Below are 19,532 nucleotides of genomic sequence, written 5' to 3' on the forward strand. Positions count from 1 at the left end.
GGAGAGATCATGAAGAGTGACATTGGTGGGCGTCCGGGAAATCTTCCGCCGGTGCCGCCCGGTTTCGTCGGCCGAGCCGCGGAACTCGCCGACATCGATGACCGGCTGCGCACGCACCGCCTGGTGACCGTGACCGGAGTGGGCGGTGTCGGAAAGACGCGCACGGTCCTCCAGGCCAGTGACACCCTCCGAGCATGCTTCCCCGACGGCATCTGGCTGGTGCGGCTGTCCCCGGTCCGCGACGGCGCGCTGCTGCCCCACGCCGTGGGCATGGAGCTGCGGCTGCAGGACCAGACCACCCGGCCGATGATCGATGTGCTCGCCGACTATCTGGCCGACCGGCGCAGCCTGCTGATCCTCGACACCTGCGAGCACCTCGTCGACTCCTGCGCCATGCTGGCGACGGCCCTGCTGCAAAGCACCGAACACCTGCGCATCGTCGCCGTCAGCCGCCAGAGCCTGCGGGTCAGGGGAGAGTCCCTGATCACGATCGCGCCGTTCCCGACAGCCGCGGGCGCTCCCTGCCGGGACGCCGCCGACCTGTTCACCCAGCGTGCCTCCGCGGCCGTGCCCGGATTCGCGGTGACCGCCGCCGACCGCCGCACGATCGCCCGGATCTGCCACCGGCTCGACGGCCTTCCCCTGGCGCTGGAACTGGCCGCCGCGCTCGTCCGCGAGCACACCATCGACGACATCGCGGCGAACCTCGAAGCCCGGTTCGACACCCTCGCCCGCACAACGTCCGACGCCCCCAACCGCCACGACACCCTCCGGGCCGCCGTCGGCTGGAGCCACGAACTGTGCGCGCCCGCCGAACGGCTGCTGTGGGCACGCGCCTCGGTCTTCGCCGGCTCGTTCACCGCGGACGCCGCCAGGTCCGTCTGCGTCGGTGGACCTCTCACCTCCATCAACCTGCCCAGCGTCCTGGACGCCCTGGTCGACAAGTCGATCCTCCTCAAGGACGGCTCGCGCTACCGCTTCCTCGACACCATCCGCGAGTACGGCGCCACCTGGCTTACGCGACTCGACGAAGCCAACACCGTCCGCCGCCGGCATCGTGACCACTACCTCTCCCAGGCCCGGCAGGCGTACCCCCACTGGACATGGGCCGAGCAGGTCACCTGGTGCCAACGGATCACCGACGACATCGCCGAGATCCGGCTCGCCCTCGAAACCAGCCTCGCCGAGCCCGGGTCCGTCGCGACGGAGATGGCCGGCGCCCTGTGGTTCCTCTGGTTCTCCTGCGGTCACCTGCGCGAAGGCCGCGAGTACCTGGAGCGGGCGCTCGCCCACGACGCGGAACCAGGCCCCCTACGTGTCCGGGCCGCCTGGGCCTACGGCTGCGTCCTGCTCGCCCAAGGCGACTTCCCCAGCCTCCAGCTCTGCATCGACATCTGCCGTGCGTCCCGCCACCTCACCCCGGAAGCCACCGTCGCCGCCGACTACCTCGACGGCGCCCGCCACGCCCTCCAGGGCGACCACGAGCAGGGCATCGACATGCTCTCGGCCATCGATGCCCGCCCCGAACGAGGCGGCATCCACGAAGTCACGTGGATCCAGGTACAAGCAGTGGTCTCACTCACCCTGGTCATCCGAGGCTCGTTCGCCGAGGCGTCCGCCATGGCCCAGGAGATCCGCGACGAAGGCGCCCGCCGCGACGAGGCCAAGTTCCTTTCCTGGGGCCACTACGTCCAGGCCCTCGCCGACCTCAACACCGGCCAACTCGGCTCCGCCGAGTCCCACGCCCGCGCCGCTTTCGAGAACGTCCGCCGACTAGGCGACAGCTGGGGCATGGCCCTCGCCCTGGACGCCCTGGCCATGGCCACCGCCGCCCTGGGCCAACTAGAAGCAGCCGCCCGCCTACTAGGAGCCGGCGAGCGCCTGTGGCAACTAACCTACGGCCGCTCCCAGCTCGGCTCCCCCCAACTCATGAACGCCCGCAGAGCCTGCGAACAGCAAATCCGCACCGCCCTGGGCGACACAGCAACCGACACCGCCTTCCACAAGGGCCTAACCACCGAAGCCACCTGACCAGGCGTCCGCTCGAACGATCTCCGTCCGGACGGGGAACTCCACACGGCCACCCCGCATCAACCGCCCAACACGGGCCGACAGCGCTCACGGGGAACGACCAACGAACCGCCCGGGGGCTGGGTGTTTGGCTGGTCGGCGCGTTTGGGAGGTGGCGCCTCCGGCAGGATTCGAACCTGCGGCACCCGCTTTAGGAGAGCGGTGCTCTATCCCCTGAGCTACGGAGGCGTGTCGTCGTTCGCGGCAAGAGCGTAGCGGACGGCACCTACAGGGTAGGGGACGGGGCGTGCCGGGCGCTCCTTCTTATGGGGCGTCCGGTGCCACTAGGCCGGGTGGGGGCGGTGTGGGTACGCTTCGGTGCCGTGACGGGTCGGCATCGCGGGCAACCGAAGGAATGGGTTGCCGAGGACGAGGTGGAAGCGCGTTCGTCCCGGGGTGTGCGGATCGGCGTTGTCGCCGGTGCGTTCGTGGTTCCCGTCGTTGTGGCCTCGCTGGTCGCGTTCGGGTTGCGCGAGGAGCCGGTTCGGGAGCGGCCGGGGTCGGTGGGGTCGTCGGCGCGGGCCGTGAGCCCGGCGGTGACGCCGGAGGGGGAGCCGACGTACGGGGAGTACGTGGAGCCTGAATCCGAGCCGGAGGTGGGGACGAAGGCTCCGAAGCCGGCGCCTGTTCAGAAGGCGGTGCCGCGGAAGCGGTGGACTCCCAAGCCGTCGCCGTCCTTCAGGACGCGGCGGCCGTGCCCGCCGGGGTGGGAGGACGTCTGGTGGATGCACAGGTGGTGCTGGCCACAGGATGGTCACCGTGGTCGCTGAACTGATTACGCACAGGTCATCGTAGAACCTGTAGTAGCGTTCTGCCGCTGTTCCGCATTTGGGCATCAGGAGGAAAACCACCGTGCCGAACCCCCGGTCGGCGGCGCTGACCGCGGTCTTCCTGGTGATGACGATGATCTCACCGCATGGCGCCGCCACGGCGGCCGAGGGTCGGGCCGATCCTCTGGAGTCGCTGCGCCGTGAAGCGTCGAAGGCCCGCAGCGAGCTCGAGAAGGCCACCAAGCGGATGGAGGATCGGAAGAAGGATCTGGCCGCTTCGCAGGTCAAGCTGCGGGACACGCTGAAGGATCTGGCGGCGGCCGAGGCCGAGCTGAACGTGATCCGGGAGCCGCTGGCCAGGCTGGCGAACACCTCGTACCAGCAGCGCGGCGCCGCCGGGTCGATGTCGATCTTCGGTGACGGTGATCCGGGGCAGGCGCTGCGGTCGACGGCGGACGTCACGCTGCTCGCCCAGTCGCAGAAGTCACTGGTCGACCGGGCCGACGATCTGCAGGAGCGGCGCAAGCGGCTCGCGACGAGCGCCCAGGATCTGCAGTCGCGCAACGCGATCGAGCAGACCCGGGTGCAGCAGGAGGTCGACGCGCTGAAGAGCAAGTCGGAGCAGCTGACCGAACAGCTCAACGCGATGCTCGACAAGCTCGCGGTGAGCCGGTTGAAGCGGCTGCAGCTCGGCTGCGACAAGGGCCTTTCGAGCGATGCGAAGCAGTTCCCGAACGGGCTGATCCCGTCGAGGTACCTGTGCGTGCTGCCGCAGAAGGGGCACAAGCTGCGGGCGGACGCGGCGCAGGCGTTCTACAAGCTGAACGCGGCCTACAAGAAGCGGTTCGGCCGCGACATGTGCGTCAGGGACGCGTACCGCAACCTCTCGGACCAGCATCGGATCTACGCGCAGCGGCCGGGCTTCGCCGCGGTTCCCGGGACGAGCAACCATGGCAAGGGGCAGGCCGTCGATCTGTGCGGCGGTGTGCAGAACTCCGGGTCCGTCCAGTTCAACTGGATGGAGGCCAATGCCGGGAAGTACGGATGGATCCATCCGGCGTGGGCGTACAGCAACCCGTTCGAGCCCTGGCACTGGGAGTACGGCACCGAGAACGACGAATGATGCCGGTGGCGTTCGCCGCCTCGGTCCGTATCTCCTGACGGTTGCCTTGGGGGCCGTCTAGAGCGGGGCTTCGGTCGCGGGGACGACCTCGGCGGTGCAGTGGCGGCAGCGCCTGGCCTTGATGGGGATCTCGCCCAGGCACTCCGGGCAGTCGCGCTCGGCGGCCTCCTTGCCCCGGTCCATCCGCTCGATCAGCTTGGTCGTGGGCAGCACCACCAGGAAGTACACGATGATGGCCGTGATCGTGAAGGCGATCGCGGAGGTCACGAAGATGCCGTACGGGAACTGGGTGCCGTTGATCGCGACGGACAGCCGGGTGTAGTCGGGCTTGCCGCCGATCAGCGCTATCAGCGGGGTGATGAAGGAGTTCGCGAAGTCCTTCACGAGGCCGGCGAAGGCTGCTCCGACGACGAACGCGACCGCGAGGTCGATCAGGTTCCCGCGGAACAGGAACTTCTTGAATCCACTCATGGGGAACTCCAGGGATGTCGGGGGTGCGCATGCGGATCTGCGCAGGAACGGCTACGGATCGTAATGAAACATCCCCGGCTTCGCCAAGTCAGGACGAAAACGATCTATGACGTGCGGACTTACGGGCGGCGGTCGTGATCTTGTCAGGGGCCGCTGATCGTCAGGGAGAGGGGCGCGCCGGCGCCCGCCAGTGCGGCGGCCTGTGCCCGGTCGGTGGCCAGAACGACCAGTGCTCCGTCCTGCGGGCTGTCGTTGTCGGAGGGCGGGACGGCGACGACGGGCACGGACGAGACCACTATTCGGGCCGGGCCTTGGTGCCGTGTCGTTTCGAGTGGATCGGACGAGGACGGGGCCGGGGTGGTCAGGACGTCGATGTGGTCGCCTGGGCGGAGGAGGCGGGCCGCGCCGGCGTCGGCCATGCGGACGGGGCTGGCGACCGTGCCCCGGCCGTAGCCGCGGAGCAGGGCGGCGCCGACGACGCGGGCGTCGGTGAGGGGCTCGCCTCGGCGCATGGGACCCGCGAGGACGCGTCCGGCGGCGGGTGAGCGCAGGGCGCCCGCCGGGACGGAGCCCGGAGGGAGCCTCAGAGGGCGCAGGTCGGAGGGGGTGAGAGTCCGTCCGGCCGGGAGGTCGCGGGAGGCGGCGAGGACGCGGACGGACGGCGGCGGAGCCGGGCGCAGAGCCAGGAGGGCGAGCCCGGCGGCTGTCGCGGCGAGCAGCGCGGCCAGCGGCCGCCGCAGGCGCCTTAACAGGCGGCCTGAGGGGACGTTCACGGGAGCTCCAGGGGAAGCTTGATGCCGTCCAGGACGTTCGGGCACGGGCATGAGCGATCGGCCGGCAGTGTCTTGACGATGTCGGCGACGACGGTGCGGAGGCGGTCGATGTTCTCGCCGAAGACGCGGAGCACCTCGTCCATGGTGACGCCCTCGCCCTCCTCGATGCCCGCGTCGAGGTCGGTGACGAGGCAGAGCGGGGTGTAGCAGAGCGCCAGCTCGCGGGCGAGGACGGCCTCGGGATGGCCGGTCATCCCGATCAGCGTCCAGCCCTGGGAGGCGAACCACTGGGACTCGGCCCGGGTCGAGAAGCGCGGACCTTCGATGACGACGAGGGTGCCGCGGTCGACGGGCTCCCAGCCGGCGGCGCGGGCCGAGGTCACGGCGGTGTGGCGGCCGGCCGGACAGTACGGGTCGGAGAAGGAGACGTGGACCGCGGCACCGTGGTCGTAGTAGGTCTGCTCCCGCCCGGACGTGCGGTCGGCGAGCTGGTCGGGCACGGCGAGCGTGCCGGGGCCGTAGTCGGGGGTGAGCGATCCGACCGCGCTCGGTGCCAGCACCTGCCGGACGCCGAGGGAGCGCAGCGCCCACAGGTTGGCCCGGTAGGGGATCTTGTGGGGCGGGAACCGGTGGTCGCGGCCGTGTCGCGGGACGAACGCGACACGGCGCCCGGCGAGCTCGCCGACTGCGACGGTGTCGCTCGGCGGGCCGTACGGGGTCTCGACCCGCACTTCCTCGACGTCGTCGAGGAAGGAGTAAAACCCGGAGCCGCCGATGACTCCGATCTCGGCGGCGGGCGTGGGACTGGAGGGCGCAACGGCCCCGGAGGGCTGGGCGGAACCGGGAGGTTGAGTGGACATGGTGCTGACATTAGCCACCCCGCCGCGGCCGCCGGGAGACCGTCCACGGATTGTGGATAACCCGGCGAAGGGGCCCGGCCTGAGCCGGGCCCCTTCCCTTCCCCGTTCCGGCCGAAGCCGGAGTCTGTGCACGTCAACCAGTCCGCCGCCGGGGTGTGCGGCGCTTGCCGGCCGGTCCGCGCGGGCTAGCCGACCGGGTCGAGGACCTTGGGCTGCTCGACGGCCGGTTCGTCCTTCTTGGCCAGGCGGCCCGGGGCCCAGATGCGCCGGCCGATGTCGTACGACAGCGCCGGGAGCAGCAGGGACCGGACGATCAGCGTGTCCAGCAGGACGCCGAACGCCACCGCGAAGCCCATCTCGACCATGAACACCAGCGGCAGCGTGACCATCGACGCGAACGTCGCGGCCAGGACCAGCCCCGCCGAGGTGATCACGCCGCCGGTGACGGTGAGACCGCGCTGGATGCCGCGGCGGGTCCCGAGCTTCTGCGACTCCTCCCGGACGCGGTGCATCAGGAAGATGTTGTAGTCGACCCCCAGCGCCACCAGGAAGATGAACGCCAGCAGCGGGAACCCGGAGTCGGTGCCCTCGAACCCGAAGCCGTAGTCGAAGATCAGCGCGCAGGCACCGAGCGAGGCGAGGAACGACAGCACCACGGTGCCCATCATCAGCAGCGGCGCGACGACGGAGCGCAGCAGCGCGATGAGGATCAGCAACACCACGGCCAGCACGATCGGGATGATCACCTGGTTGTCGCGGGTGGAGGCCCGCTTGATGTCGAGGTACGTCGCGGTGGTCCCGCCGACCTTGGCGTCCGCGGACGGGATGGCGTGCGCCGAGGCCCGGAGCCGGTCGATGGTCGTGCGGGCGGCCTCGCTGTCGGCCGGGTGCTTCAGCGTCGCCTCGTACTTGACCAGGCCGTTCGCCGTGGCAGGCGGGCCGACTTCGGCGACGCCCGGTGTCCCGCGGACGGCCTCGGCGATCCGGTCGGACGCCGACGCCTTGCCGATCACGACCGCGGGCGAGCCCGATCCGGCGGCGAAGTGCCGCGCGACGACCTCGGAGCCCGCGATGGAGTCGGGACGTCCGGTGAACTGTCCCGCGTCCGAGAGCCCGTCGGCCTTGAGCGAGCCCAGGCCGAGGGTGAGGGCGATCAGTCCGAGCATGGTGACGGCCCAGAGCGCGCGCGGGCGCTTCGCGACCAGAGCGGCGATGCGGCTCCAGATGCCGTGCTCGGCCTCGTACGCCTCCGGCTCCAGGTACTTGGCGTCGTACCGGGGGATCAGCGGCCAGAACAGCCAGCGGCCGAAGATGACGAGCAGGGCAGGCAGAAGGGTGGTCATGGCGGCGAGCGCGGTGAGGACGCCCGCGGCGGCGACCGGCCCCATGCCCGCAGTGGAGTTCATCTCGGCGAGCAGGAGGCACAGCAGGCCGACCGCGACGGTGGCGGCGGACGCGATGAGCGCGGGCGCGGCGCGGTGCAGCGCATACGCCATGGCTTCGTGCCGGTCCTCGTGCCTATGCAGTTCTTCCCGATAACGGGCGACGAGTAGTAGTGCGTAGTCAGTGGCTACACCGAAGACGAGAACGGTCAGGATTCCTGCGCTCTGGCCATTGACGGTGAGGTCCCCGTACTTCGCGAGCAAATACACCAGCGACTGGGCCAGCCCCAAGGCGAAGAGGGCGCTCAGGACAGGAACGAACCACAGGACCGGGCTGCGGTAGATGATGAGCAGCAGGACGATGACGACACTGCCCGCGGCCATCAGCAGGAAGCCGTCAATGGTCTCGAAGACCTTGAACTGGTCGGCGCCCATGCCGGCGGGTCCGGTGACGTGCGAGGTCAGCCCAGGCGGTCCGCGCTTGGCGAGTTCACGCGCCTCGTCTACCGCCTTGGTGATGTCCTCGTCGGTGAGGGGCACGAACGTCTGCAGGGCTTTGCCGTCCGTGGACGGGAACGGTCCCTGCACCTTCTGCGCGCCGGGCAGCTTCTGCAAGGCGGAGACGTCCGCGGCGGCCTTCGCGCGGTCCTGCGCAGTGATTCCGCCGGAACGCTCGTAGACGACGACCGCGGGCATCGTCTCGTCCTTGCGGAACTGCTCTTCCAGTTCGACGACCTGCGTGGACTCGGCTCCGCTGGGGAGCCAGGCCGCCGCGTCGTTCTCCTCGACGTCGCCGAGCTTGCCGGCCAGTGGGCCGAGGGCGACCAGCAGGACGACCCACAAAGCCAGGACGGCCCATTTGGTGCGCCGTCCGGCGATGATGCCGGCCAGGCGGTGGGCCCACGACCTGGGGGGAGCCGGGCTCTGTTCGCTCATGTTCCTCTCCTGTGCACTCTGCGATCGAGATATGTCGCGACTGCCATAGAGTGTCTCGATCACCGAGACATGTCAAGTAGTATCGCGAGATTTCGACCATGGTTCTTGTGTCAAGCTTCTCGGAACTAGAGTTTCTCTGAGAACGAGAGTTCTGTCAACTCGGAGAGGTTGCATGCACGCTGGTCGCCTCCCACGTACTCAATCGTCGCCAGAAGGCGTCGACGGCGCGTCCGGCATGAGACTGGACCTGGGCTACCCCGGCCGAGGCATGACCGCGCCCGCGCCTACCCCTCGAGATGTAGAAACGGAGGTTCAACACAGGCCCTGAATAGGAGACCCGCCTCCGCCTCACCGCCCCCGCAGCCCGCTGACGCGGCCATACACACAAGGCGCTCAGAACCACCCACAGCCCCGAACGTCGCCCGCACCGTGCGGCGGCGGGGGGCGCGTGCCATGCGCGGCAGGGTGCGCGCCATACGTCGGGAGGTACGGGCCCATGCGTGGGGGTGCGGCCATTTGTGAGAGGTGCGGTCCCTGTGTGAGGGGTGGTGGCCATAGCCGAACGACATGACGGTCGCGCGGAGGCTGGTCTCGCCGGTGTCGTTGCCGAAGAACCCGATGCTCTTGTTGCGCAGCGGTGTGGACCCCTGCGTGAGCGGTGTGGGCCGTGACGGGCGAGGCGTGGGTCATGTGCCCGAGAGGCGCGTGCGGAGGTGGGTGGCTCGGCATGAGTGCTGATGACGTCGTGCTGGGCCATGCGTGGGAGTGCGGGCCATGTGTGGGAGGGCGCGCATCATGCGTGGGCAGGGGAGCGCTGTGCGGTCAGGCCTGCGTGCATGGATTCGGGCGCACGCGATGCGTGGAGAGGGCGCTTGCCGGGCGCGTGGGGCTGCACGTGTGGAGGGGTTCGTCTAGTGCGTGGCGAGGTGTGATGCCAGGCGTCCACGTGGATGTGGCGCCGCGGGGGCGGGTGTGCGCCGTGCGCGGGAACCTGCGCGCTATGCGTGGTGGCGGGCGCGGTATGCGTGGTGGGGCTCGTCGGGCGCGCGGCGGGTGTGTGGGGCAAGCGGTGGCATGGCGGGTGGGCAGGGCATGCCAAGACCGAGGGCCCGGTGGAGCCCTCGGTTGGGCGTATGAAGGCGCGGGGGCCGTCCAGGCCGAGGGAGGTCAGGCGACCTTTTCGGAGGACGAGGACGACGATGTGCTGGAGGACGACGAGTCGCTGCCAGACGACGAAGAAGAGGAAGTCGAGGACGAAGACGTGTCCGACTTGGACGAGTCGCCGCTGGACGAAGAGCCGCCAGAGGAGCCGTTGGACGACGAGGAGCTCGCCGTCGCGGCCTTCCCGGAAGAGCCGCGGCTGTCGGTGCGGTAGAAGCCGGACCCCTTGAAGATGATCCCGGCGGCCGAGAAGACCTTGCGAAGCTTGCCGCTGCACGCCGGGCACTCGGTCAGCGCGGCGTCGCTGAACTTCTGCACGATCTCAAGAGGCTCGCCGCACTCGGTGCAAACGTACTGATACGTCGGCACGGTTCCTCCTCGCTGACTCAACCCGGTCGACCCGGACTGGCACTCACTTTAGACGACTGCTAATGGTACCGATGGTTGGAACATGATTCGCCCCCGGCCTGTTCCCTGACGCGGTGTCACGAGCCCGTTTCGCCGAACCAGCCTGCCAGGCGTCCCTTCCGGCTGACCGCGCGCAGGCGGCGTTCAGCGGTGTCGCGTACGGAGTCGGTGGTCACGACCAGGAGGGTGTCACCGGCTTGCAATGGCGTGGTGGGTTCCGGGACGAAGCTGGACCCGTTCCGCACGATAAGGGTGACGGACGCACCATGCGGAAGCCGGAGCTCGAATATCTCCACGCCGTTCAGCATGGAGTCGAGCGGTATCCGCACTTCCAGCAGGTCGGCGTGGAGTTCCTCCAGGGGGGCGGCTTCCACGTCCAGCTCCCGTGTCTGCTCGTCGCTCTTCAGCCGGCACAGGCGCGCCGCCAGCGGCAGTGTGGGGCCCTGCAGAAGGGTGAACACGACGACGATGTTGAAGACGATCGCGAACAGCCGGTCGGCGCTCTCTACGTGCTCCACCATCGGGATGGTCGCGAGGACGATCGGGACGGCGCCGCGTAGCCCCGCCCAGGACGCGAACATCTTCTCGCCCCACGACAGCTTGAATCCGATCGTCGACAGCACGATCGACACAGGACGTGCAACCAGCAGCAAAACGAAGCCCACAACGAGCGCGGGCACGATCTGGGCGGGCAGCTCGCTGGGGGAGGCGAGCAGGCCCAGCATCACGAACAGTCCGATCTGGGCGAGCCATCCGACGCCTTCTGCGAAGCCACGCGTGGCCGGACGGTGCGGTAGCCGGGCGTTGCCCAGGACTAGGGCGCTCACGTACACGGCGAGGAATCCGCTGGAGTGCAGTAGTGAAGCCGCGCCATAGGAGCCGATCGACAGCGACAGCACTGCGATGGGGTAGAGGCCGGACGCGGGCAGCGCGATACGACGCAATCCCTGGGCGCCGAGCCAGCCGATGGCGAAGCCGATGATGCCGCCCGCGATCAGCTCGTACAGCATGACGCCGAGGAGCTCGGTGAGGTTGGGCATGCCGCTGTGCGCGCTGAGCGTCACCACGATGATCACGACGGGTGCGTCGTTGAAGCCGGACTCGGCCTCCAGCAGCCCGCTCAGCCGGGACGGCAGCGGCAGCCGCCGCAGCACCGAGAACACGGCCGCCGCGTCGGTGGGGGCGAGCACGGCGGCGAGCAGGAACGCGGGCCGCCAGTCCAGGCCGACGAGCCACATGGCGGCGAGCCCGACCACGATGATGCTGATCAGCGTGCCGATGGTGGAGACGACGAGCGCGACGGGCACCGAGGGCCGGACGTGCCGCCAGCTCGTGGTGACACCGCCCTCTGCGAGGATCAGGACGAGGGCCGCGAGCCCTAGGGTCTCGGCCAGTTCGACGTCGTCGAACTGGATGTGCGTGGGGCCGGACTCGCCGATGAGAAGGCCGAGGCCCATGTACGCCAGAAGGGTCGGCAGGCCCGCCTTGTGCGACAGCCTGACCGCGACGATGGCGCAGAGTACGAGCGTGGCCCCGAGGAGTAGCCAGATGTCGAGATGCACATCCCACCCTTCGGGGTCGTCAAACTTGATCGTTTAGGAATCCTACAGATTCACCGGCCGATCGCATATTTGCGGTTGAGGGACGGCATGTCGCAAAGGCCGACTATCGTCGTCTGACCTGCGGATTTACCCCGTTGACGACGTTCCGCACGTCCTGTCCCCGGACGGCCGCGGTCACGTTGTCGACCACCAGCGTCACCAGGTTCATCTGGGACTGCACCGACGTCCCGGCCGCGTGCGGGGACAGCAGGACGTCCTCACGGGAACGCAGAGGATGCTCGGCCGCCAACGGCTCCTCGTCGTACACGTCCAGGGCCGCGCCCGCCAGCCGACCCGATTTCAGCGCGTCGAGGACGGCGTCATCAGGTGCGATGCCCCCGCGCGCCACGTTCACTAGGAGCGCGTTGTCCGGCAGTAGGGCGAGACGTTCGGGACCTATCAGCCTCCTGGTCTCGTCTGTCAGCGGCAAGGCGAGGACGACGATGTCGGACGTCGCCATCAGGTCGTCCAGTTCGCGGTACGTGGCGATGGCTTCCGGACGCTTCTGTCTCGTCCAATACGACACCGTGCAGCCGAGTGCCGCGAACAGCCGTGCCGCCTCCGCGCCTATCGCGCCGAAGCCGACGATGCCGACGCGCTGTGTGTGGACCTCCCGTGGCTGTCGCGCGGCCATTTCCATCTGCGGCCACCCGCCCGCGCGTACGGCCCGGTCACCCCAGGCGAGGTTGCGGCAGAGGGCGAACGCCGCGCCCACCGCCCACTCGGCGACGCTGCGCGCATTGAATCCCGCCGCGTTGGCCACGGGCACCTCTGCGGCGGCCAGAGCGGCGACGTCGATGCTGTCCGTTCCGACCGCGGGCATCTGGAAGAACGCCAGTCGCGGCGCGGCGGCCACGGCCTCCGCGTCCAGCGCGAGCTGCCCGGTGAAGTCACCGATCACGATGTCCGCGCCGGCGAGCGCGGTGAGCAGGCCGGAACGGTCTCTTGTCTGGGGAAACGTCATCTCGACGGCGTCGCCCAGCGGCGCGAACAGCCCGCGAACGACGTCCTCCCCGAGCGGAGGCAGGGACAGGATCCGCCACAGCGCCGTCATCTCGAACCTCCCGTGAACATCCGTCCCAACCCGTCCCACAACCCGCCCCCAGCCTGTCCACAACCCTACGAGGCCGCGAAACCCGGATGATCAGCCGAGGCGCACCAAGCCCTCGGACGGCGTGACGGCGGCGCGGACGCGCTGGTCATGCGGTTCCGACGGCAGGTTCGGCACCAGCTCCGCGTCGTACAGGAGTGCCACGGTCAGGATCGCCGGGCCGACACGCGCGAGCGCCCGGTCGTAGGAGCCGCCGCCGCGCCCGAGGCGCATGCCCGTCCTGTCGACGGCGACCGCCGGGGTCAGCACGACGTCCGCGCTGGCCACCGCGCCGGGCCCGCGCGGCGGCTCGGACGGCTCCGGGCACCCGCGCGGCCCCGGGACGAGCGAGTCGGGCCCCTCGTAGGACGCCCAGTCCAGGTCGCCGTCCGGCAGCAGCCGGGGGAGCAGCACGTACGTGCCGCGCTTCCACAGCGCGAAGAGCAGGCTCCGCGTGTCGGGTTCCGTGCCGATCGAGACGTAGGCCGCGAGCGTCCCCGCCATCTCGATCTCCGGGACCGAGAGCAACGCGTCCCGGATCGACCGTCCGGCCGCCTCCCGGGCCTCGGGCGGCATCGCCGCACGCCTGCCGAGCAGTTCGGCCCGGAGGCCGGTCTTAGAAGCTATGTCGCGCACGCTGCTGTCCTCACGGATGGCTAGGGTCTCTACATGGCCGACTCTGCACCTGTGCTCAAGGCGGTCGTCCCGGCGGCCGGCCTCGGTACCCGATTCTTGCCCGCCACCAAGGCGACTCCCAAAGAAATGCTGCCCATCGTCGACAAACCGGCGATCCAGTACGTCGTCGAGGAGGCGGTCGACGCCGGCCTCAGCGACGTCCTGATGGTCACCGGACGCAGCAAACGATCCATCGAGGACCACTTCGACCGGGCGTACGAGCTGGAGGAGGCGCTGCGGGCCAAGGGCGACGACGAACGGCTCGGGGCCGTCCACGAGTCCAGCGACCTGGCCATCATGCACTACGTGCGGCAGGGCGAGCCGCGCGGGCTCGGGCACGCGGTGCACTGCGCCCGCCAGCACGTCGGGAACGAGCCGTTCGCGGTGCTGCTCGGCGACGACATGATCGACGCCCGCGACAACCTGCTGCGGCGCATGATCGAGGTGCGGCGGCAGTACGGGGGCAGCGTGGTCGCGCTGATGGAGGTCGAGCCCGACCAGGTCTCCGCCTACGGCTGCGCGGCCATCGAGGCGACGGACGAGGACGACGTCGTCCGGATCTCCGACCTCGTCGAGAAGCCCTCCGCCGAGGAGGCGCCCAGCAACTGGATCATCATCGGCCGGTACATCTGCGACCCCGCGGTGTTCGACGTCCTGGAGAAGACCCCGCCGGGGCGCGGCGGCGAGATCCAGCTCACCGACGCGCTGCGCACCCTCGCCGACACGCCCGCCGACCAGGGCGGCGGCGTCTACGGGATCAAGTTCCGCGGCCGCCGCTACGACACCGGGAACAAGCTCGAATACCTGTGCACGGTCGTCCAGTTCGCTTCGGAACGTCCTGATCTGGCGCCGGAGTTCATGCCGTGGCTGCGCGAGTTCGTCCGCCGCCAGGACGCCGGCGACGAGTGAGGAGAGGCCAGACGGGACGGTGAGCCCGAGACGGGGGCGCCGCCCATGAGGAGACTGGGGCGCTCAGTGTGAGGAGACAGGGGCGGTGAGCATGAGAACGGTCGACGAGCATCTGGCGGACATCCTCGGCAACGTCGCGGTGCTGCCGCCACTCGACCTGGCGCTGCTGGAGGCGCAGGGCACGGTGCTCGCGGAGGCCGTGTCCGCGCCCGTGCCGCTGCCGCCGTTCGACAACTCCGCGATGGACGGTTACGCCGTCGTCGCGGCCGATGTCGCGGCGGCCACCGAGGCCGACCCGGTCACGCTGCCCGTCATCGGGGACATCGTCGCCGGTGACACCGGCGTGTCGGCCCTCCGCCCCGGCCTCACCGCCCGGATCATGACGGGCGCGCCGCTGCCCGCCGGCGCGGACGCGGTCATCCCGGTCGAGTGGACGGACGGCGGCAACGCCACCGTCCGGATCTCGCGGGCCGCGCCGTCCGGCCACTACATCCGCCGCGCGGGCGAGGACGTTCCCGCAGGTCAGGTCGTCGTGGACGCGGGCTCCAGGCTCGGCGCCCCGCAGCTCGGCATGATCGCCGCGGTCGGCCGGTCCCGGGTGACGGTCCGGCCGCGGCCGCGCGTCGTGGTCGTCTCCACCGGGGACGAGCTGCGCGAACCGGGCGAGCCGCTGGCCCCGGGCCAGATCTGGGAGTCCAACAGCTACATGCTCACCGCCGCCGTTGTTGAGGCGGGCGGCGTGGGCTACCGGCAGGCGACCGTCGAGGACGAGCCCGCCAAGGTGCTGGAGATGTTCCACGACCAGCTCGTCCGGGCCGACGCCATCGTCACCACTGGCGGCGTTTCGATGGGCACCAGGGACGTGGTCAAGGAAGTACTGGCCGGCACCGGGACGGTGGGTTTCCACAAGGTGCGCATGCGTCCGGGCAAGCCTCAAGGGTTCGGCCTTCTCGAAGGCGTCCCCGTCTTCACTCTCCCTGGGAACCCCGTAAGCGCGTACGTCTCGTTCCAGGTTTTCGTGCGTCCCGCATTGCGTGCCATGCAGGGATTGGCGCCCGACCCACTGCCGACCGTGAGCGCCGTCCTCACCGATGACGTGAAGTCGCCACCAGGGCTTCGCCACTACATGCGGGGCCTGTTGTCGTTCAGCCATGGCTCCTACACCGTCACGGCGGCGCAATCGCAAGGCTCGCACCAGCTCGGCTCCCTCGCGTCGGCGAACGCGCTCATCGAACTGGGGGAGGACGCCGAAGCCCTTCCCGCCGGTTCCCACGTGGAAGTCATGAGGTTGCCGTAGTGAGTGCCATGGGCTCCGAATTCACCCATCTCGACGATTCGGGCGCGGCCCGCATGGTCGACGTGTCGTCCAAGGACGTTTCCGCCAGGACGGCGACCGCGACGGGCTTCGTCCGCCTGTCAACGGAGTGCGTCGCCCTACTGCGCGCCGGCGACATTCCCAAGGGCGACGCCCTCTCCGTCGCCCGCATCGCTGGGATCATGGGCGCGAAACGCGTCCCCGACCTCGTCCCCCTCTGCCATCCGATCGCGCTGCACGGCGTGACCGTCGACCTGGAGATCCGGGACGACGGCGTCGCGATCACCGCCGTCACCCGCACCGCCGACCGGACGGGCGTGGAGATGGAGGCGCTGACCTCGGTCAGCGTCGCCGCGCTCGCCCTGGTCGACATGGTCAAGGCCGTCGACCCGGCCGCGGTGATCACCGACGTCCGCGTCGAGGAGAAGACCGGCGGCAAGACCGGGCTGTGGCGGCGATGATCAGGGCGATGGCGGTCACCGTCTCCAACCGGGCCGCGGCGGGCGTCTACGCGGACAAGTCCGGCCCCGTGCTCGTCGCCATGCTGGAGGACCTCGGCTGCCAGGTGGACGGCCCGGTCGTCGTCCCGGACGGGGAGCCGGTCGCGGACGTCCTGCGGGACGCGGTCGCCTCCGGCTACGACGTGGTCGTGACGACCGGCGGCACCGGCCTCACCCCGACCGACCAGACCCCCGAGATGACCCGCCGGGTGATCGAGTGGGAGATACCGGGCATCGCGGAGGCCGTCCGGCTGGAGGGCCGCGACATGGTGCCCGCCGCGATCCTGTCCCGCGGGCTCGCCGGCGTCGCGGGCGGCACGCTGATCGTCAACCTGCCGGGCTCGACCGGCGGCGTCCGCGACGGCATGACGGTCCTCGGCCGCGTCCTGGCCCACGCCGTAGACCAGATCAAGGGCGGCGACCACCCCCGCCCACCCGGCTCCACGCCCGGCTAGGCGGATGCCGGGTGTGACAAACCGGGCCCGAACGTCCCGCGTGCCCGATTTCTCGGTGACAATTGATGGCGTCCAGACGTCCGACCAGGGAATCATGGAAGCGTGGAACGTTTGCGGGGATGGCCGGTCACCCTGACGGAGGGATCCATCGGGCTGCGCCCGCTCAGGCACCGCGACGCCGCCGTCTGGCGCGAGCTGCGCGTGCGCAACGCCGACTGGCTCCGCCCCTGGGAGCCCACCAATCCGGAGACGCCGCTTTTCCGCAGCGGGCTCGGGCCGTACATCAGCATGGTCCACACCATGCGCCGCGAGGCCCGCCAGGGCCTCGCCCTTCCCTGGGTCGTCACCCACGAGGACGAATTCGCCGGGCAGCTCACCATCGGCGCGATCGTCTGGGGGTCGGCCCGCTCAGCCCAGATCGGCTACTGGGTCGACCGGCAGGTCGCCGGCCGCGGCGTCATTCCGACCGCCGTGGCGCTCGCCGTCGACCACTGCTTCTTCACCGTCGGCCTGCACCGCCTGGAAGCCAATATCCGTCCCGAGAACACGGCCAGCCGCCGCGTCGTCGAAAAACTCGGATTCCGGGAAGAGGGAATTCGCCGCCGCCATCTGCACATCGACGGAGCCTGGCGCGACCACATCTGCTACGCGCTGACCGTCGAGGACGTTCCCGGCGGCCTCCGCGCACGCTGGCTCGCCGAGCGCAAACAGGCATTTCCCCGGCACACTTGAGTCCGCTATGACTTTCTCTCCGTAAGAATCCTGCGTCCGACAAGGCCCGGCAAACGGAGAGTAACGGCGGGATCGATCTCGCGACACACCGCCCCTTATGCTCGTCAACCTCTGACAGCCCCTCGTACCGTGCGGGACGTGACCCTGCTCCCAATGCACGTTCGCGCGCCGAAAGTCGGCCCGCCGGTCGAGCGTGCCCTGGGACGGTGGGGCCGATGAGCAGCGCGGTCCTGTATCTCGCCATTGTCGCCGTGTGGGGCATCGTCCTCGTACCCATGTGGCTGCGCCGCGACACCGAGACGACCGGCATCACCCGGCTCCTCCACAAGCGCTCCGACGAGACCCTCGTCGAGGACGTGGAGGAGGAGCCCGAGGAGGTCCCGGAGCCCCGGCCCCGCCGCCGGACGTCCCGCGCCACCGTGATCGCCCGGCGCCGCCGCCGCACCACCGGCCTCACGGCCCTGGTCATCACCGCCGGGGCCGTCGTCGCGTCCGGCTTCGCCCCCTGGTGGGTCATCGCGCCGCCGGCCGTCCTCCTGGGCGGCCACCTGGCGCTCCTCCGCGTCGCCGCGGGGGTGGACACCGCCCGCCGCCACGCCGCCGCGGAGGCCCGCGCGCTGGCCCGCGCCAGGGCCCTCGAAGCCCGCCGCGCCGCCGAGGCCGCCGAACCCGCCGAGGTCATCGAACTCCCCACCCCCGAGGAGGTCTTCGACCAGTACGCCGACGACCGCCGCGCCGTCGGCGAATGACCTCAGCCCGCCGCAGCCCCGGATAACCCGTGCGCGACCACCCCCCGAAGTTTGCTAACCTTACGGAGTCCTCGGGGCTGTAGCGCAGTCCGGTAGCGCACCTCGTTCGCATCGAGGGGGTCAGGGGTTCAAATCCCCTCAGCTCCACCCAAGGGCCCCTCTTGAGATGGCCTGATGTCGTTTGATGAGATCCCGTTTCGGTCGTGTTGACCGGGCGGGATTTTGTCGTTGGAGGGAGCGACTCCGGCCGCTCCCGCTCTGTGGCTTCTGACTGCGCGGCGTCATGTGCACGTTCAGACTGCAACCTAGCCACCACCCACTGTGACGGGGGTTGAATGTGGCCGGGCCGTGGGTGAGCATGCCTGGGAGGTGCCGGGTGAGTTTCCCGGCGAAGTGTAGGAGGCGCTGCTGGTGAACGCCGCATCTGTGCGGCGCGCCTCGGCATGCGCGCCAGACGCTGTCCACTTCGCCTCGCCCACCGGCTGACCTTTCGCGCTCGCGGTGGGCGCATCCCCTCATGGGAGACCGCCGCAATGCCCGGAAACTTCCCTGTCGACCGTGCCCGAACCAGTTCGGACGCTCCTCCCACCGCCGTCCCAGGTTCCGGCAACTCCTTCCAAAAACGGCGTGTGCCACCTCAGCCAAAGGCTGGTGTGCCGTCCCGCGGCCGGCCGACGTCACATCCAGACTGCGGAGAACACATACTCCCGCACCGACTCGATGGTCCGCCGATCCGGTCCCTGAACCAGGGAAGCGGGTGCGGACGGTGAGCGGAGCAGTTCTCTCCGGTCTCGTCGCCGGGTACGCGCTGGCGCTGCCCATCGGTGCCATCGCGGCATTCATGGTGAGTCTCGCCGCCCACACCTCCCTTCGCGTCGGTATCGCAGCGGCGCTGGGGATAGCCACCGCGGACGGTACCTATGCGGTGGCGGCAGTCGTGGGAGGAGCGGCCGCAACCAACGTGATCGAGCCCTTCGCCGTCCCCCTGCGCTATCTGGCCGCCCTGATACTCGGCTGCCTGGCCGCTCGCATCGCGCTCACGGCAATACGGCACCGGCGCGAACAGGACACCAGACCGCTGTATCGAGGCGTCCTCACCAAGCCCGCAGGGGCCTATATCGGCTTTCTGGGGATGACCCTCGTCAATCCATTCACGATCGTCTACTTCACGAGCCTCGTGGTCAGCCAACAGGACAAGATAGGCGCGACCCCGGTGACCGCAGGCGCCTACATCATGGCGATCTTCGCTGCTTCGGCCAGCTGGTTCATGCTGCTGGCGGTCAGCGGAGCAATGCTCGGGCGGTTCACTACAGGGCGACGCGGCCAAGTCGTGACCGGCCTTGTTTCCAGCTTCGTCATCGGCGGTCTAGCGGTAAATGTGCTGCTATGACCAACTGATTCCCGACTGCGCTGCCCGTCCGCCCCCCCGCCTCGATCGCCACTTCCACCTTCCCTGCACGGCCGCCACCGACGCTCCGTAACCGACAACGGGGGGCTATCCCGAAGAGCGCGGTGCGGGCGTCCGGAGGCGGCTTCCGGGTGATCACTGGAG

General features: G+C 69.7%; 17 protein-coding genes, 2 tRNA genes and 1 pseudogene. 11 read left to right on the forward strand and 9 right to left on the reverse strand.

Annotated elements, in window-relative coordinates:
• Positions 1–9 precede the first annotated feature (9 nt).
• A complete protein-coding gene (locus ACH34S_RS29465; protein ID WP_395956083.1) occupies positions 10–2,031 on the forward strand; it encodes an ATP-binding protein in 2,022 nt (673 codons plus the stop codon).
• A gap of 152 nt (positions 2,032–2,183) precedes the next feature.
• On the opposite strand, the gene ACH34S_RS29470 is transcribed toward ACH34S_RS29465, so the two are convergent.
• A tRNA-Arg gene (locus ACH34S_RS29470) sits at positions 2,184–2,259 on the reverse strand.
• A gap of 663 nt (positions 2,260–2,922) precedes the next feature.
• Between ACH34S_RS29470 and ACH34S_RS29475 the strand changes: the two genes are divergently transcribed.
• On the forward strand, positions 2,923–3,963 hold the full coding sequence (locus ACH34S_RS29475; RefSeq protein ID WP_395956084.1) for a D-alanyl-D-alanine carboxypeptidase family protein: 1,041 nt from the start codon (positions 2,923–2,925) through the stop codon (positions 3,961–3,963).
• A 57-nt stretch (positions 3,964–4,020) separates the two neighbouring features.
• Here ACH34S_RS29475 and ACH34S_RS29480 read toward each other — a convergent pair whose 3' ends face one another.
• The 4 genes from ACH34S_RS29480 to ACH34S_RS29495 all read right to left on the reverse strand — a co-directional run bounded on the left by ACH34S_RS29480 (position 4,021) and on the right by ACH34S_RS29495 (position 8,385).
• Positions 4,021–4,434, reverse strand: a complete 414-nt coding sequence (locus ACH34S_RS29480; RefSeq protein ID WP_395956085.1) for an MscL family protein — start codon at positions 4,432–4,434, stop codon at positions 4,021–4,023.
• A 143-nt stretch (positions 4,435–4,577) separates the two neighbouring features.
• Positions 4,578–5,207, reverse strand: a complete 630-nt coding sequence (locus tag ACH34S_RS29485) for an RcpC/CpaB family pilus assembly protein (protein WP_395956086.1) — start codon at positions 5,205–5,207, stop codon at positions 4,578–4,580.
• The gene (locus ACH34S_RS29490) at positions 5,204–6,067 is read right to left on the reverse strand and encodes an S-methyl-5'-thioadenosine phosphorylase (protein WP_395956087.1); all 864 of its coding nucleotides are present in this window, start codon (positions 6,065–6,067) and stop codon (positions 5,204–5,206) included. The genes ACH34S_RS29485 and ACH34S_RS29490 overlap by 4 nt, the downstream gene beginning before the upstream one ends.
• A gap of 185 nt (positions 6,068–6,252) precedes the next feature.
• The gene (locus tag ACH34S_RS29495; RefSeq protein WP_395956088.1) at positions 6,253–8,385 is read right to left on the reverse strand and encodes an MMPL family transporter; all 2,133 of its coding nucleotides are present in this window, start codon (positions 8,383–8,385) and stop codon (positions 6,253–6,255) included.
• Positions 8,386–9,586: 1,201 nt separating this feature from the next.
• Here ACH34S_RS29495 and ACH34S_RS29500 point away from each other — a divergent pair.
• The gene (locus ACH34S_RS29500) at positions 9,587–9,760 is read left to right on the forward strand and encodes a hypothetical protein (RefSeq protein ID WP_395956243.1); all 174 of its coding nucleotides are present in this window, start codon (positions 9,587–9,589) and stop codon (positions 9,758–9,760) included.
• Between the two features lie 14 nt (positions 9,761–9,774).
• Here the strand turns inward: ACH34S_RS29500 and ACH34S_RS29505 are convergent.
• The 4 genes and pseudogenes from ACH34S_RS29505 to ACH34S_RS29520 all read right to left on the reverse strand — a co-directional run.
• A pseudogene (locus ACH34S_RS29505) lies at positions 9,775–9,915 on the reverse strand (FmdB family zinc ribbon protein); the annotation flags it as partial.
• Between the two features lie 116 nt (positions 9,916–10,031).
• On the reverse strand, positions 10,032–11,516 hold the full coding sequence (locus ACH34S_RS29510) for a potassium/proton antiporter (protein ID WP_395956089.1): 1,485 nt from the start codon (positions 11,514–11,516) through the stop codon (positions 10,032–10,034).
• A gap of 103 nt (positions 11,517–11,619) precedes the next feature.
• Positions 11,620–12,609, reverse strand: coding sequence for an NAD(P)-dependent oxidoreductase (locus ACH34S_RS29515; RefSeq protein WP_395956090.1), 990 nt, complete (start codon positions 12,607–12,609; stop codon positions 11,620–11,622).
• A 90-nt stretch (positions 12,610–12,699) separates the two neighbouring features.
• Positions 12,700–13,281 (reverse strand): 5-formyltetrahydrofolate cyclo-ligase, encoded by a 582-nt coding sequence (locus ACH34S_RS29520; RefSeq protein WP_395956091.1) that lies wholly within the window; start codon positions 13,279–13,281, stop codon positions 12,700–12,702.
• A gap of 33 nt (positions 13,282–13,314) precedes the next feature.
• Here ACH34S_RS29520 and galU point away from each other — a divergent pair, with 33 nt between their 5' ends.
• The 8 genes from galU (at position 13,315) to ACH34S_RS29560 (ending at position 19,370) form a co-directional block, all read left to right on the forward strand.
• Entirely contained in the window at positions 13,315–14,229 is a 915-nt protein-coding gene (galU, locus tag ACH34S_RS29525) for a UTP--glucose-1-phosphate uridylyltransferase GalU (RefSeq protein ID WP_395956092.1), read from the forward strand.
• A gap of 91 nt (positions 14,230–14,320) precedes the next feature.
• Positions 14,321–15,526: a gephyrin-like molybdotransferase Glp gene (gene glp, locus ACH34S_RS29530; RefSeq protein ID WP_395956239.1), complete on the forward strand. Its 1,206-nt coding sequence runs from the start codon at positions 14,321–14,323 to the stop codon at positions 15,524–15,526.
• An 8-nt stretch (positions 15,527–15,534) separates the two neighbouring features.
• The gene (gene moaC, locus ACH34S_RS29535) at positions 15,535–16,005 is read left to right on the forward strand and encodes a cyclic pyranopterin monophosphate synthase MoaC (RefSeq protein WP_395956093.1); all 471 of its coding nucleotides are present in this window, start codon (positions 15,535–15,537) and stop codon (positions 16,003–16,005) included.
• Positions 16,006–16,013: 8 nt separating this feature from the next.
• Entirely contained in the window at positions 16,014–16,499 is a 486-nt protein-coding gene (locus ACH34S_RS29540; RefSeq protein ID WP_395956094.1) for a molybdenum cofactor biosynthesis protein B, read from the forward strand.
• 111 nt (positions 16,500–16,610) lie between these two features.
• Positions 16,611–17,231, forward strand: coding sequence for a GNAT family N-acetyltransferase (locus ACH34S_RS29545; protein ID WP_395956240.1), 621 nt, complete (start codon positions 16,611–16,613; stop codon positions 17,229–17,231).
• A 215-nt stretch (positions 17,232–17,446) separates the two neighbouring features.
• Positions 17,447–17,980, forward strand: coding sequence for a hypothetical protein (locus tag ACH34S_RS29550; RefSeq protein WP_395956095.1), 534 nt, complete (start codon positions 17,447–17,449; stop codon positions 17,978–17,980).
• 73 nt (positions 17,981–18,053) lie between these two features.
• Positions 18,054–18,127 (forward strand) — tRNA-Ala (locus ACH34S_RS29555).
• A gap of 619 nt (positions 18,128–18,746) precedes the next feature.
• Positions 18,747–19,370 (forward strand): LysE family transporter, encoded by a 624-nt coding sequence (locus ACH34S_RS29560; protein ID WP_395956096.1) that lies wholly within the window; start codon positions 18,747–18,749, stop codon positions 19,368–19,370.
• The last annotated feature ends 162 nt before the right edge of the window (positions 19,371–19,532 follow it).

This window comes from Actinomadura sp. 3N508 (assembly GCF_044326375.1).
In the GTDB taxonomy this organism is placed as follows: Bacteria; Actinomycetota; Actinomycetes; order Streptosporangiales; family Streptosporangiaceae; genus Spirillospora.

Excerpts from the sequence above, each read along its gene's own strand:
- ACH34S_RS29495 (WP_395956088.1), bottom strand. The coding sequence starts at position 8,385 with ATGAGCGAACAGAGCCCGGCTCCCCCCAGGTCGTGGGCCCACCGCCTG.
- ACH34S_RS29490 (WP_395956087.1), bottom strand. The coding sequence starts at position 6,067 with ATGTCCACTCAACCTCCCGGTTCCGCCCAGCCCTCCGGGGCCGTTGCG.
- ACH34S_RS29550 (WP_395956095.1), top strand. The coding sequence starts at position 17,447 with ATGAGCAGCGCGGTCCTGTATCTCGCCATTGTCGCCGTGTGGGGCATC.
- moaC (WP_395956093.1), top strand. The coding sequence starts at position 15,535 with ATGGGCTCCGAATTCACCCATCTCGACGATTCGGGCGCGGCCCGCATG.
- ACH34S_RS29540 (WP_395956094.1), top strand. The coding sequence starts at position 16,014 with ATGGCGGTCACCGTCTCCAACCGGGCCGCGGCGGGCGTCTACGCGGAC.
- galU (WP_395956092.1), top strand. The coding sequence starts at position 13,315 with ATGGCCGACTCTGCACCTGTGCTCAAGGCGGTCGTCCCGGCGGCCGGC.
- ACH34S_RS29515 (WP_395956090.1), bottom strand. The coding sequence starts at position 12,609 with ATGACGGCGCTGTGGCGGATCCTGTCCCTGCCTCCGCTCGGGGAGGAC.
- ACH34S_RS29480 (WP_395956085.1), bottom strand. The coding sequence starts at position 4,434 with ATGAGTGGATTCAAGAAGTTCCTGTTCCGCGGGAACCTGATCGACCTC.
- glp (WP_395956239.1), top strand. The coding sequence starts at position 14,321 with ATGAGAACGGTCGACGAGCATCTGGCGGACATCCTCGGCAACGTCGCG.
- ACH34S_RS29465 (WP_395956083.1), top strand. The coding sequence starts at position 10 with ATGAAGAGTGACATTGGTGGGCGTCCGGGAAATCTTCCGCCGGTGCCG.